Source organism: Actinomadura sp. NBRC 104425 (assembly GCF_030269545.1).
GTDB lineage: Bacteria > Actinomycetota > Actinomycetes > Streptosporangiales > Streptosporangiaceae > Spirillospora > Spirillospora keratinilytica.
The window spans coordinates 25,568-39,451 of the sequence record NZ_BSTN01000025.1 but is presented as its reverse complement, the minus strand read 5'-3'; the positions used below and the strand labels follow the sequence as shown (position 1 = coordinate 39,451).

General features: G+C 73.7%; 11 protein-coding genes. All 11 read left to right on the top strand.

Annotated elements, in window-relative coordinates:
* The first annotated feature begins 145 nt into the window (after positions 1 to 145).
* The 11 genes from QSK22_RS27110 (at position 146) to QSK22_RS27060 (ending at position 13,785) form a co-directional block, all read left to right on the top strand.
* Positions 146 to 1,522 (top strand): bifunctional folylpolyglutamate synthase/dihydrofolate synthase, encoded by a 1,377-nt coding sequence (locus QSK22_RS27110; protein ID WP_285497268.1) that lies wholly within the window; start codon positions 146 to 148, stop codon positions 1,520 to 1,522.
* A gap of 51 nt (positions 1,523 to 1,573) precedes the next feature.
* Positions 1,574 to 1,891: a DUF4233 domain-containing protein gene (locus QSK22_RS27105; protein ID WP_285497229.1), complete on the top strand. Its 318-nt coding sequence runs from the start codon at positions 1,574 to 1,576 to the stop codon at positions 1,889 to 1,891.
* A 124-nt stretch (positions 1,892 to 2,015) separates the two neighbouring features.
* Positions 2,016 to 3,653: a hypothetical protein gene (locus QSK22_RS27100; RefSeq protein ID WP_285497228.1), complete on the top strand. Its 1,638-nt coding sequence runs from the start codon at positions 2,016 to 2,018 to the stop codon at positions 3,651 to 3,653.
* Positions 3,654 to 3,770: 117 nt separating this feature from the next.
* Entirely contained in the window at positions 3,771 to 4,181 is a 411-nt protein-coding gene (ndk, locus tag QSK22_RS27095; protein ID WP_285497227.1) for a nucleoside-diphosphate kinase, read from the top strand.
* Between the two features lie 205 nt (positions 4,182 to 4,386).
* Entirely contained in the window at positions 4,387 to 5,421 is a 1,035-nt protein-coding gene (locus QSK22_RS27090; protein ID WP_285497226.1) for a rod shape-determining protein, read from the top strand.
* Between the two features lie 88 nt (positions 5,422 to 5,509).
* Positions 5,510 to 6,586, top strand: coding sequence for a rod shape-determining protein MreC (gene mreC, locus QSK22_RS27085; protein WP_285497225.1), 1,077 nt, complete (start codon positions 5,510 to 5,512; stop codon positions 6,584 to 6,586).
* A gap of 1 nt (position 6,587) precedes the next feature.
* Positions 6,588 to 7,199: a rod shape-determining protein MreD gene (mreD, locus tag QSK22_RS27080; RefSeq protein WP_285497224.1), complete on the top strand. Its 612-nt coding sequence runs from the start codon at positions 6,588 to 6,590 to the stop codon at positions 7,197 to 7,199.
* Positions 7,196 to 9,430, top strand: a complete 2,235-nt coding sequence (gene mrdA, locus QSK22_RS27075) for a penicillin-binding protein 2 (protein ID WP_285497222.1) — start codon at positions 7,196 to 7,198, stop codon at positions 9,428 to 9,430. The genes mreD and mrdA overlap by 4 nt, the downstream gene beginning before the upstream one ends.
* A 95-nt stretch (positions 9,431 to 9,525) precedes the next feature.
* Positions 9,526 to 10,635 (top strand): rod shape-determining protein RodA, encoded by a 1,110-nt coding sequence (rodA, locus tag QSK22_RS27070; RefSeq protein WP_502872375.1) that lies wholly within the window; start codon positions 9,526 to 9,528, stop codon positions 10,633 to 10,635.
* Positions 10,636 to 10,770: 135 nt separating this feature from the next.
* Positions 10,771 to 12,693, top strand: a complete 1,923-nt coding sequence (locus QSK22_RS27065) for a TIGR03960 family B12-binding radical SAM protein (RefSeq protein ID WP_285497220.1) — start codon at positions 10,771 to 10,773, stop codon at positions 12,691 to 12,693.
* Positions 12,694 to 12,981: 288 nt separating this feature from the next.
* Entirely contained in the window at positions 12,982 to 13,785 is an 804-nt protein-coding gene (locus QSK22_RS27060) for a TIGR03936 family radical SAM-associated protein (protein WP_502872373.1), read from the top strand.
* Positions 13,786 to 13,884 lie beyond the last annotated feature (99 nt).

The window sequence follows — 13,884 nt, the reverse complement described above, 5'->3', positions numbered from 1 at the left end:
CCCGGCCATCCATGCTCGCAGGCCGGGAGTCCGGGCGGATGCGCGGGCGGGCGGCGATAGGCTGCAAAGGTCGGTCGACGCAGCATGGAGCATCGTGAACCAGGTGGAAGAGCCGTCGGACTACCCCGCAGCCGTCCGGGAGATCATGAGCCGCGGGGTCGAGTGGGAGATCGAACCGTCTCTCGACCGCATCCGCGACCTGGTGGACGTGCTGGGCGAGCCGCAGCGCGCCTACCCGGTGATCCACATCACCGGCACCAACGGCAAGTCCAGCACCGCGCGGATGGTCGAGACGCTGCTGCGCGAACGCGGCCTGCGCACCGGCCTGTACACCAGCCCGGAGCTGACCGCGCTGCACGAACGGATCGCCGTGGACGGCGAGCCGATCGGCGAGCGCCGCTTCGTCGAGGTGCTGCGCGACATCCTGCCCTACGTGCGCCTGGTGGACGACAAGCACGGCGTGCGGGTGTCGTTCTTCGAGGTGCTGACCGCGATGGCGTACGCGGCGTTCGCCGACGCGCCGGTCGACGTGGCGGTGGTCGAGGTCGGCATGGGCGGCGCATGGGACGCCACCAACGTCGCCGACGGGGACGTCGCCGTCGTCACCCCCGTCGCGCTCGACCACACCCGCCACCTCGGCGACACCATCGAGAAGATCGCCGCGGAGAAGGCGGGGATCATCAAGCCGGGCGCGGTGGCGGTGCTGGCGCAGCAGCCGCTGCCCGCCGCCGAGGTGCTGCTGCGCCGGGTGGCCGAGACCGGCGCGGTGGCCGCCCGCGAGGGCATCGAGTTCGGCGTGCTGCACCGGGACGTGGCGGTCGGCGGCCAGCAGCTCACCCTGCGCGGCCTGCACGGCACCTACGACGAGATCTTCCTGCCGCTGTTCGGCCACCACCAGGCGGCGAACGCGGCCGTCGCGCTGGCCGCCGTCGAGGCGTTCGCGTCCGGCGCGCCCACCCGCGCCCAGCCGAGCCTGGAGGCGGCCACCCGCATCGCCGCAGGCGACGACTACGCCGGCGGCGAGGAGGGGCAGCTCGACCCGGCGCTGGTGCGCAGCGGGTTCGCCAAGGCCACCTCGCCCGGCCGCCTGGAGGTGGCGCGCACCGGCCCGACCGTGCTGCTGGACGCGGCGCACAACCCGGCGGGCATGGCCGCGACGGTGGAGGCGATCCACGAGTCGTTCGGGTTCAGCCGCCTGGTCGGGCTCGTCGCCGTGGCCGCCGACAAGGACGTGGCCGGCGTGCTGGACCAGCTGGAGCCGGTGCTGGCCGAGGTGGTCGTCACCCGCAACTCCTCGCCGCGCTCCATGGACCCCGGCGAGCTGGCGGAGCTGGCCGAGGGCGTGTTCGGCGCCGAGCGGGTGCACCTGGTGCCGCGCATGGACGACGCCATCGACCGCGCCATCGGCCTGGCCGAGGAGACGGGCGAGTACGCGGGCGCCGGCGTGCTGATCACCGGATCGGTGGTCACCGTCGGCGACGCCCGCACCCTGCTGCGCGTCGGCGCTCCGTCGGCGGAGTGAGGGCGGGCGACCTGAGGGCGGGGACGACCGGGTGATGAGCGGAGCGAGGCGATGAGACGGCTGCTGGCGACGGTGCTGGTCTGCGAGGCGATCGTGATCGCGTTGGCGATCCCGGTGGCCGTCGCGGTGCTGGGCGTGGACGGGGCCACGGCCGGGGGCGTGTGCGGCGGGCTGGCCATGCTGTGCGTGGTGCTGGCCGGGCTGCTGCGGTTCGGCTGGGCGGTGCCCGCGGGCGGCGTGCTGCAGGTCCTCATCATCGCCACCGGATTCATGGTGCCGACCATGTTCTTCCTCGGCGCGCTGTTCGGCGCGTTGTGGGTCACCGCCATTTGGCTCGGACGCAAGGCGGAGAACGCCGGGGCGCGTTAAATTCGGAGACGACGGCACATCAATCATCCGCCGAATTCCCGCCATTTCGACTTAACGCCCAATTCAGGCGCCCGGCCGCGGGGAAAGGCGTCGGCGGACGACCATCTCCCAAAGGAGCAAGGCCGTGTCCTCCGAACCCTCACGCGAACCCTCACGCGAACCGGCGCGCGGAGCCGCACGCGGCCGCTCCGCCGACCCGACCCGGACCGTGGAGTTCGGCGTGCCCGCACCCGTCCCCAACGGCGCCGCGCCCGCCCGGCAGCCGCCGCCCGCCCACCGGCGCGAACGCGAGCGCGACCACGAGCGCGAACGCGGGCCCGGCCGGGCCCGGACGGCGGCCGTGATCGCGGTGACCGTCACCGCGCTGCCCGCCGTGGCGCTCACGCTGCCGGGCTGCGGCCCCGGCGCCCTCGACGCCGCACGCGACGAGCTGCGGCTGGACGACGCCGCGGCCGCCGACCTGGTGCGCGCCGCCGGCGCCGCACTGCCGGCCCTGCTGGTCGCCGTGCCGCCGGCCGCCGTGGCCGTCCGCCGCCTGCCCGCGCGGCACGTGCTGGCGGCCGGGCTGCTGTGCCTGCTGGGCGGGCTGGTCGCCGCCCGGTACGCCGGCTCGGTCCCGCTCATCGCCGCGGCCCGGGCTGCGCAGGGCCTCGGCGCGGGCATCGCGTTGCCCGCCACCCTCGCGCTGACACTGGAACCGGCGCTGGAACGCCGCCGCGCCCTGCCGGTCGCGCTGTGGGCGGGCACGCTGGCGGGGGCGCTGCTGGCCGCGATGCCGATGACGCTGCACGCCGCGCCGCGCCCCGACCCCGCCACCGGCGCCGTCGACTGGCGCCTGGCGCTCGCCCCGTACCCGCAGGTCGCCGCCATGGCGCTGGGCGCCGCGCTGCTGTGCCTCCTGCTGCTGCGCGGCACCCCGCCGGCGCACGCGCCGCCCGCCGCCCGCGGCGCGGCGCGCAGCGCCGAGCGCGCGCAGCTGCTGCTGGCCGCCGTCCCCGCCGCCGCGCTCGCCTTCCTGGCGGTGGTCGCCACCTACGGGTGGTCGCCGGGGGCGCGCCTGGTCGTCGCGGGCGTCGGCGTGGTGACGCTCCTCGGACTCGCCCTGACCGGCGGCCGCGACGACGGCCCCGCCGACGCGCGCACGACGCCCGCCGCCCGGGCCTTTCCGCTCGTCATGGCCGCCGCGGGGCTGCTGGCGTACCCGGTGACCGGCCCGCTGGCCGGGCTGGTGCAGACCGCGGCGGGGGAGGGCGGCGGGGTGTCGCCGCTGCCGTTCGCGGCCGCCGCCTGCGCCGCCGTGGCCGGGGCGCTCGCCACCGCCCGCGTACCGCCGGAGGGCACGCGGGCGCCGGTCCTCGGCGGCTTCGGGCTGGTGGCGGCCGCCGTCCTGCTCATCCTCGCCGCGGACGGCCCGGCGGGCCGCTGGACGCTCACCGCGTGCCTGGTCCCGCTGGGCGCGGGCCTGGGCGGGGCGCTGGCCGCGTCCCTGCGCGGAATCGGCGCCGGCGCGGCGCTGTACGGGCTGTCGCTGTGCCCGCCCGCGATCCTCACCGGACAGCTCATCGTGCTGTCGCTGCAGGCGGGGCAGTGGCAGCGGACGCTGCCGGACACCGCGGCGCAGCAGTTGGCCGCGCTCGCCGCCGGCTACCGCCTCTGGCTCGTCACCGCGGGCGTCCTCACCGCCGCCCTGGCCGTCGCCGCGGGCCGCAGGATGCCGTCCGGACCGGGGAGCCGGGCGGTTCCAGGCGGCGGGGAGCGGTAAGCTTCGCGCGAGAGGCAGTGGTGTGCAGGCCCTCCAGGGCCCGGCCCCCTTCGCCGCGGGCGCCCGCGATCGGCGCGTCCCGACCTCCAATCCGTACGCATGAGGAGTGAACCACCCGTGTCCGAGCGCACTCTTGTCCTGGTCAAGCCCGACGGCGTCCGCCGCGGCGTCGTCGGCGAGGTCATCTCGCGCATCGAGCGCAAGGGCCTGAAGATCGTGGCGCTGGAACTGCGCACGCTGTCGCGGGAGACCGCCGAGGCGCACTACGAGGAGCACGCCGAGAAGCCGTTCTTCGGCGAGCTGGTGGAGTTCATCACCGGCGGGCCGCTGGTGGCGATGGTGGTCGAGGGCCCGCGCGCCGTCGAGGCCTTCCGCGCCCTGGCCGGCGCCACCGACCCGGTGAACGCCGCGCCCGGCACCATCCGCGGCGACTTCGGGCTGGAGATCGGCGCCAACATCGTGCACGGCTCCGACTCGACCTACTCCGCCGAGCGGGAGATCAAGCTGTTCTTCCCCGACCTGGGCTGAGCACTCCGGGAAGGGCGATCGGGACGACGCCGACACACGCGGGCCGGATCATCCGGCCCGCGTGCGCTTTAACGACAACTGCCTGCTCGACGCCGGTTTTTTGATCGACTCGCGGCGCCGGGGTGCCTGCCTGGCCCCGCTTCGTCGCGTTACGATGGGGACGCCGCTCTAGACGCCCGCCGACATCGAAGGGCTCCCTTTCTTCATGGGTAACAAGCTGTCGTTTCTCGGCCGTGACATGGCGGTCGACCTCGGAACCGCCAATACGCTGGTTTACGTGCGCGGGCGCGGCATCGTTCTGAACGAACCGTCCGTCGTCGCGATCAACACCAATACCGGCAAGATCGTCGCGGTGGGCATCGAGGCGAAACGGATGATCGGCCGCACCCCGGGCAACATCGTCGCGGTACGCCCGCTGAAGGACGGCGTGATCGCCGACTTCGACGTGACCGAGCGGATGCTGCGCTACTTCATCCAGAAGGTGCACAAGCGCCGGCACTTCGCCAAGCCGCGCATCGTGGTGGCGGTGCCGAGCGGCATCACCGGGGTGGAGCAGCGCGCCGTGAAGGAGGCCGGGTACCAGGCCGGCGCCCGCCGGGTCTACATCATCGAGGAGCCGATGGCCGCGGCCATCGGCGCGGGCCTGCCGGTGTACGAGCCGACCGGCAACATGGTGGTCGACATCGGCGGCGGCACCACCGAGGTGGCGATCATCTCGCTGGGCGGCATCGTGACCAGCCAGTCGGTCCGCGTCGGCGGCGACGAGCTGGACCAGGCGATCATCTCCTTCTCCAAGAAGGAGTACTCGCTGATGCTCGGCGAGCGCACCGCCGAGGAGATCAAGATGGCGATAGGGTCGGCGCACCCGGGCGGCGAGGACGAGCCGCACGCCGAGATCCGCGGCCGCGACCTGGTCAGCGGGCTGCCCAAGACCGTGGTGATCTCCGCCGAGGAGGTGCGGCGGGCCATCGAGGAGCCGGTCAACGCCATCGTCGACGCGGTCAAGACCACCCTGGACAAGTGCCCGCCCGAGCTGTCGGGCGACATCATGGACCGCGGCATCGCCCTCACCGGCGGCGGCGCCCTGCTCAAACAGCTCGACGAGCGGCTGCGCGAGGAGACCGGGATGCCCATCCACCTGGTGGACAACCCGCTCGACTCGGTGGTCCTGGGCACCGGCAAGTGCGTGGAGGACTTCGAGTCGCTGCGCCAGGTGCTGGTCCCCGAACCGCGTCACTGAGCCGCGTCACTGAGCCGGGCGCGCGAGTTCTCTCCTTGCGGGGGACGGCCCCCACGCCCCCGCGAGACGGAAAACGGGAGGTCGGTGGGTGAAGGACACCCGGCGGACCCGTTGGGTCCTCGGCGTGCTGCTCGCGGTGGCGCTGACCATCATCACGGTGGACTACCGCGGCGGGCAGCACTCCCCGCTGGCGGGTCTGCGCGGCCTGGGCGCGGCCGTGTTCGGCCCGGTCGAGCGGGCCTCGGCGGCGGTGGTGCGGCCGGTCGGCAACACCGTCGACGCGATCACCGACGCGCCCGGCGAACGCCGCCGCGCCGACCGGCTGGAGCGGGAGAACCAGCGGCTGCGCGAGCAGCTGCGCGCCGGCCGCATCGACGCCTCCCGCTACGAGCAGCTGCACCGGCTGCTGGGCTCGGCGGGCATCGGCGGCTACAAGATCGTGGCGGCGCAGGTGATCTCGGCCGGGCAGGGCTTCGAGGAGACCGTCACCATCGACGTCGGCAGCCGCAGCGGCGTGCGCCGCGACATGACGGTGATGAACGCCGACGGCCTGGTCGGGCGGGTCACCCGGGTCGGCCCGGCGACCGCCACCGTGCTGCTGGCCACCGATGTGGCGTCCTCGGTCGGCGCCCGCCTGGAGGACTCCCGCGAGATCGGGATCGTCCAGGGGCGCGGCCGCCGCGGCCTCAGCGCGGGCAACGACGCGCCGCTGAAGTTCCAGATGCTCAACGCCAACGCCCCGCTGCGGCCGGGACAGCGGCTGGTGACGCTCGGGTCGCAGGGTGAGCGGCCCTACGTGCCGGGCGTGCCGATCGGCACGGTCGAACGCATCGAAAAGCCCGAGGGCGGCCTCACCCGCACCGCCTACCTGCGGCCGTTCGTGCGGTTCAGCAGCCTGGACGTGGTCGCGGTGGTGGTCGCGCCGCCCAAGAGCGACCCGCGCGACGCGGTGCTGCCGCCCAAGCCGACGCCCACGCCGACACCGACGCCCACGCCGTCCGCGTCGTCCACCGCGACGCCGTTCGCCACGGGCGTCCCCGGCCGCACGCCGTCGTCCCCGCTCACCTCGCCCGGCGCCACGCCGCTGGAGAGCGCAACCACCGGCGGACGCGGCGACCGCAAGCCGTCCACGGGCACGCCCACCACACCGGACTCGGAGGGCTGACGTGCTGCGCGCGCCCATGACCAACCCGCCCGAACCGTCCACGGCCGGACGCGGCCTGACCGCCGCCCTGGTGATCGCGGTGGCGCTGATCCTGCAGGTGTCGGTGGCCAACCGGCTGCCGCTGCCCGGTGACGTCACACCGGACCTGGTGCTGCTGGCGGTGGTGGCGCTGGCCCTGGTCAACGGCTCGCTGACCGGCGTGGTCACCGGGTTCTGCGCCGGGCTGGCCGCCGACATCATCCCGCCCGCCGACCACACCCTCGGCCGCTACGCCCTGGTGTACTGCCTGATCGGCTACGTGTGCGGAATGGCCGCCGCGGAGCTGGACCGGCAGACGTTCGTGCCGTTCATGGCGGTGGCCGTCGGCGCGCTGGCCGGGACGGTGCTGTACGCGCTGACCGGCATGCTGCTGGCCGACCCGCGCGCCGCCTGGGACGTGGTGTCGCGGATGGTGCCGCTGCAGGTGCTCTACGACGTGCTGGCCAGCCCCTTCGTGGTGTGGGCGGTGCTGCGGGTGACGCGCCGCTACGACCGGGGCGACAAGGCCCGCGACCGGTACGCGGTGCCCACGGCCCGCTACCGCGCGATGTCCGGGCGGAGCGGCGGGCTGTGAACGCGCGCACGCACTTCCGGCTGGTGGTCCTGTACGTGCTGGTCGGCGCCCTGCTGCTGGTGCTGATGGGCCGCCTGTGGACGATGCAGGTGCTCGACGGCGAGCACTACCGGCAGGTCGCCGCGCAGAACCGCACCCGCGACATCGTGGTGCCCGCCATCCGCGGCATGATCCTGGACGACAAGGGCCGTCCGCTGGTGCGCAACCGCACCGCCCTGGTGGTGTCGGTGGACCGCACCACGCTGATGCGGCAGAAGGACCGCGGCGAGGCCGTGCTCAAGCGCCTGGCCGGGGTGCTCGGCATCGGCTACGACGAGCTGCAAAAGCGCATCCGGCTGTGCGCGCCCGGCATCAAGCGCCCGTGCTGGCCGGGCTCGCCGTTCCAGCCGATCCCCGTCGACGACCGCGTCGACCCCAAGCGCGCGCTGCAGATCATGGAGCGGCAGGAGGAGTTCCCCGGTGTGACGGCGCAGTTCCAGGCCGTCCGCGAGTACCCCGAGCCCGAGGGCGCCAACGCCGCGCAGACGCTCGGCTACCTGCAGCCCATCACCCAGGAGGAGCTCGACAAGCGCAAGGGCATCCGGGTCACCGGCTACAGCGGCGTCGACCTGGTCGGCCGGGACGGGCTGGAGGCCGCCTACGACGCCGACCTGCGCGGCAGCCCCGGGGTGCGGCGGGTGCTGGTCGACAGCCAGGGCCGCGTCACCGGCACCGCGTCCGAGCAGGCCGCCGAGCCCGGCGGCCACCTGGTCACCAGCATCGACGCCAAGGTGCAGGGCGCGGCCGAGCGGGCGCTGCGCAACGCGATGAAGAGTGCCCGTTCGCAGGGCCACCCCGCCGACGCGGCGGCCGCCGTGGTGCTGGACGTGCAGACCGGCAAGGTGGTGGCGCTGGCCAGCCTGCCCACCTACGACCCGTCGGTGTGGACCGGCGGCATCTCCCAGGAGAAGTACGACGCGCTGCTCGGCAAGAAGCAGGGCGAGCCGCTGATCTCCCGCGCCACCCAGGGCCAGTTCGCGCCGGGCTCCACCTTCAAGATCTCCTCGACGGCCGCGGCGGTGGCCGACGGCTACCCGCTCAACGGCATCTACCCCTGCCCCGGCTCCTACAACGTGGGCAGCCGCGCCTTCCGCAACTTCGAGGGTCAGGCGCACGGCGACATGGACCTGCACAGGGCGCTGGTGGTGTCCTGCGACACGATCTTCTACAAGTTCGCCTACGAGGAGTGGCTGCGCGACGGCGGCACCAAACCGCGCGCCAACCCCAAGGACCCGATGGTGGCGATGGCCCGCAAGTGGGGCTTCGGCAGCCGCACCGGCATCGACCTGCCCGGCGAGAGCACCGGCCGCATCCCCGACCGGGGGTGGAAGCGCCGCTACTGGGAGGCCACCCGCGACGCCGACTGCAAGGCCGCCAAGCAGGGCTACCCGAACCTGGAGCGCACCGACCCCGGGCGCGCCGCGTACCTGAAGGCGATCGCCGCCGAGAACTGCACCGAGGGCTACGTGTGGCGGGCCGGTGACGCCGCGAACTTCTCCGTCGGGCAGGGCGACGTGCTGGTGACGCCGCTGCAGCTGGCCCGCGCGTACGCCGCGGTGGCCAACGGCGGGCGGCTGGTCACGCCGCATCTGGGCGTGGCCGTGGTCCGCTCGGACGGTTCGGTGGTGCGCCGCATCCCGACGCCGCCGGCCAAGAAGCTGGACGTCGACACCAAGGTGCTGGACTACATGCGCAAGGCGCTCGCCGACGTCACCAAGGAGGGCACCGCGGCCGGCGCGTTCAGCGGCTTCGACCTCAAGAAGCTGCCCGTGGCGGGCAAGACCGGCACCGCCGAGGTCTACGGCAAGGACGACACCTCCTGGTTCGCCTCGTTCGCCCCGGCGGACAAGCCGAGGTTCGCGGTGGTGGCGATGATCTCGCAGGGCGGCACCGGCGCCTCGGCCGCCGCGCCCGCCGTCCGCGAGATCTACGAGGCGATCTACGGGCTGGGCAAGGACGGCAAGCCCGCGCTGGACAACGGCGAGCTGCCCAAGGACCTGCCCAAGCCCCCGGCCGGATCGGGCGGGGTGATCGGCGCCGGCACCGACACGACGACGGAAGAGTCCTCGAACGCGTCGCCCAGCGCGTCCCCGGGCGGCGCGCCGAACACCGTGCTGACCCAAGGGCCGGGCATGCCGCCCAGCACCGCGCCGCGCCAGGAGTCCGACGCCCCGACGAGGACGACGCGGTGATCGGCGGCGGGCTGGGCTCCGGCGGCGCCGGGGCGGGCGTGGGCGCGGTCGACGGCTACGGCGACCGGACCGTGTGGCGGCGCCGCCTGGCGGGCATGCGCCGCCTGGACTGGACGCTGGTGCTGGCCGCGCTGGCGCTGTCGGTGGTGGGCACCCTGCTGGTGCGCTCGGCCACGGTGCCGCTGCTGACCGAGCAGGGCAAGGACCCCGAGACCTTCGTCCAGCGGCACCTGCTGAACCTGGTCATCGGGTTCGTGCTGGGCGCCGTGGTGGCGCTGCTGGACTACCGGCTGCTGCGCGCCTACGCGCCGATCCTGTACGGGCTGGCCTGCGCGGGACTGGTGGCGGTGCTCACCCCGCTCGGCGAGACGATCAACGGGTCGCACTCGTGGATCGTGCTCGGCGGCGGATTCCAGGTGCAGCCGTCGGAGTTCGCCAAGGTCGGGCTGGTGGTGCTGCTGGCGATGCTGCTCGGCGAGCCGCGCGACGGCGAGGTCGGCCCGAGCAACAAGGACATCCTGTGGGCGCTGGCGCTGGCCGGGCTGCCCGCGGCGCTGGTCATGGGCCAGCCCGACCTGGGCACGACGCTGGTGTTCGGCGCGGTGGTGCTGGGCATGCTGGCGATCAGCGGGGTGCGCAAGCGCTGGCTGGCCGGGCTGGTCGGCGGCGGCGTGCTGGCCGGGTTCCTGGTGTTCTTCTTCGGGCTGCTCAAGCCGTACCAGATCGCCCGGTTCACCGCGTTCCTCGACCCCTCGCACGACCCGCGCGGCGCCGGCTACAACGCCCAGCAGGCCAAGATCGCCGTGGGGTCGGGCGGCGTGTTCGGCAAGGGCCTGTTCAACGGCGAGCAGACCGGCGGCCACTTCGTCCCCGAGCAGCAGACCGACTTCATCTTCACCGTCGCCGGCGAGGAGCTCGGCTTCATCGGGGCGGCCGCGATCGTGCTGCTGCTCGGCGTGGTGCTGTGGCGGGGCCTGCGCATCGCCACCCAGGCCGCCGACCTGTTCGGCACGCTGGTGGCCAGCGGCGTGGTGTGCTGGCTGGCGTTCCAGATGTTCGAGAACATCGGCATGACGCTGGGCATCATGCCGATCACGGGGCTGCCGCTGCCGTTCGTGTCCTACGGCGGCTCGGCGACGTTCGCCAACATGATCGCCCTCGGTCTGCTGCAGGCCGTCCATCTGAGACGCAACCCCTTCGACTGACCGGGTTCGCTCGATGGGGGCGCGGGCCCGCCGGCGCCTGCGGCTCGACGGAACCGCACCCGGTCGTGGGCGCCGGTAGGCTGAAAAGCCCTGAGCGAGCATTGCATCCGCGTCCACATCATCGGAGGCACCGTCATGCCGGTCGAGTCGATCTTCCCGCGCCTGGAGCCGCTGCTCCCGCGCGTGCAGAAGCCGATTCAGTACGTCGGCGGCGAGCTGAACTCCCAGGTCAAGGACTGGGACGACGCCGAGGTGCGCTGGGCGCTGATGTATCCGGACGCCTACGAGGTGGGGCTGCCCAACCAGGGCGTGCAGATCCTCTACGAGATCCTCAACGAACGCGAGGGCGTGCTGGCCGAGCGCACCTACTCGGTCTGGCCGGACCTGGAGAAGCTGATGCGCGAGCACGGCGTCCCGCAGTTCACCGTCGACGCGCACCGCCCGGTCGGCGCGTTCGACCTGCTGGGCGTGAGCTTCGCGACCGAGCTGGGCTACACCAACCTGCTCACCGCGCTCGACCTGGCGGGCATCCCGCTGTCCGCGGCCGACCGCGGCGACGAGCACCCGATCGTGATCGCCGGCGGACACGCCGCGTTCAACCCCGAGCCGATCGCCGAGTTCCTGGACGCGGCGGTGCTCGGCGACGGCGAGGAGATCGTGCTGGCGATCACCGAGGTGGTCCGGGAGTGGAAGGCCGAGGGCCGCCCCGGCGGCCGCGACGAGCTGCTGCTGCGGCTGGCCTCCTCCGGCGGGGTGTACGTGCCGAAGTTCTACGACGTGACCTACCTGCCGGACGGCCGCATCCAGCGGGTGGCGCCCAACCGGCCGGGCGTGCCGTGGCGGATCACCAAGCACACCGTCATGGACCTGGACGACTGGCCGTACCCGCGCAAGCCGCTGGTCCCGCTGGCCGAGACCGTCCACGAGCGCTACAGCGTGGAGATCTTCCGGGGCTGCACCCGCGGCTGCCGCTTCTGCCAGGCCGGGATGATCACCCGTCCGGTGCGCGAGCGGTCGATCACCACCATCGGCGACATGGTGGAGACCGGCCTGCGCGAAAGCGGCTTCCCCGAGGTGGGGCTGCTCAGCCTGTCCAGCGCCGACCACAGCGAGATCGGCGACATCGCCAAGGGGCTGGCCGACCGGTACGAGGGCACCAACACCTCGCTGTCGCTGCCGTCCACCCGGGTGGACGCCTTCAACATCACGCTGGCCAACGAGCTGTCGCGCAACGGCCGCCGGTCCGGGCTGACGTTCGCGCCCGAGGGCGGCTCCGAGCGGATGCGCAAGGTGATCAACAAGATGGTCACCGAGGAGGACCTGATCCGCACCGTGACCACCGCCTACGAGAACGGCTGGCGGCAGGTCAAGCTGTACTTCATGTGCGGGCTGCCCACCGAGGAGGACGAGGACGTCCTGGCCATCGCCGACATGGCCCGCCGGGTGATCCAGGCCGGCCGGGAGGCCACCGGCCGCCGCGACATCCGCTGCACCGTGTCCATCGGCGGGTTCGTGCCCAAGCCGCACACCCCGTTCCAGTGGGCCGCGCAGTGCGACCACGAGACCGTCGACCGGCGGCTGCGCGCCCTGCGCGACACGCTGCGCCAGGACAAGGAGTACGGCCGCGCCATCGGCCTGCGCTACCACGAGGGCAAGCCGTCGATCATCGAGGGCCTGCTGTCGCGCGGCGACCGCCGGGTCGGCGCGATCATCCGCGCGGTGTGGGAGGACGGCGGCCGCTTCGACGGCTGGAGCGAGCACTTCTCCTACGACCGCTGGGTGGCCTGCGCCGACAAGGTGCTGGCCGACGAGCCGGTCGACCTGGACTGGTACACCACCCGCGAGCGCGACGAGGTCGAGGTGCTGCCCTGGGACCACCTGGACGCCGGTCTCGACCGCGAGTGGCTCTGGCAGGACTGGCAGGACGCCCTCGACGAGACCGAGGTGGAGGACTGCCGCTGGACGCCCTGCTACGACTGCGGCGTCTGCCCGACCATGGGCACCGAGATCCAGATCGGCCCCACCGGCCGCAAACTCCTTCCCCTTTCGGTCGTCTGACCCGACCCCGGCCGCCTGTGCCGGCGTGTCCGATGGCGCGGGCGCAGGCGGCCGGGGCCGGTCCCGCCCGCCGTTCACCAGGGGCGGAGCACGGCCTGTCCTGGCCGATGCGAAGGTGTCCAGGGCCGGGCGTGGGCGAAAGGGGGGCCGGGGGCCCGTACTCTATAGGGAGACGTTTTCGACTCGATGCGAGTAGGAAGGACTGGAGCCCTGGCACCCCAGCCGGAGGGTCCCGCGCCGGCCCCCGTGATCCAGCGCCTGCGCGTTCGGTACGCCAAGCGCGGCAGGATGCGGTTCACCAGCCACCGCGACATCTCCCGGGCCGTGGAACGCGCCGTGCGGCGCGCCGGGATCCCTGTCGCGTTCAGCGCGGGATTCACCCCGCACCCGAAGATCTCGTACGCGGGTGCGGCGGCGACCGGGGTCGCCAGCGAGGCCGAATACCTCGAACTCGGGCTGACCGAGACCCGCGACCCTGCGCGGGTCCGCGACGATCTCGACGCCGCCCTGCCCGCCGGCCTGGACGTCCTCGACGTGGTGGAGGCCCGGCCGCCGGCCCGCACGGGAGAGGCGCAGGCCGCACGGCCCGCGGCGCTGGCCGACCGGCTGGAGGCGTCGCTGTGGCAGGTGCGGCTGGACGGCGTGGACGCCGAGGCCGCCGCGAAGGCCGTCGACGCCTTCGTCGCCGCCGACCGGATCGAGGTGGAACGCCTCACCAAGAAGGGACGGCGCCGGTTCGACGTGCGCGCCGCCGTGTCCGCCTGTGAGCTGGACCGGCGCGCCTCGGCGGCGGCGGATGCCCCTTGTGCGATACTTCGAATGGTTGTTCGGCATACCACACCCGCCGTACGACCCGACGACATCCTCGCCGGACTGGGTCAGGTCGCCGACCTCGCGCCGCCGTCGCCGCCGCTGGTGACCAGGCTGGCGCAGGGCCCCGTGGACGCAGCCACCGGTGAGCTTGCGGATCCGCTGGATCCCGACCGGGAGACTGTGGCCCCGTCCGGCGACGACGCCGCGGCGGGCCATGGCCCTGCGCGCCCGCAGAGCGCGGAGCCCGCGAGCGCGGATGCCGTCAGCGCCCGCCCGTAAGGGCCGAAGCCGTGCCGGACGCACGGAACCGGTCTTCAGGGGAACGGCGAGCGCGCCCCCGACGACTTCGTCGTCGCTGCCGGACCTGCGGTCCGGACG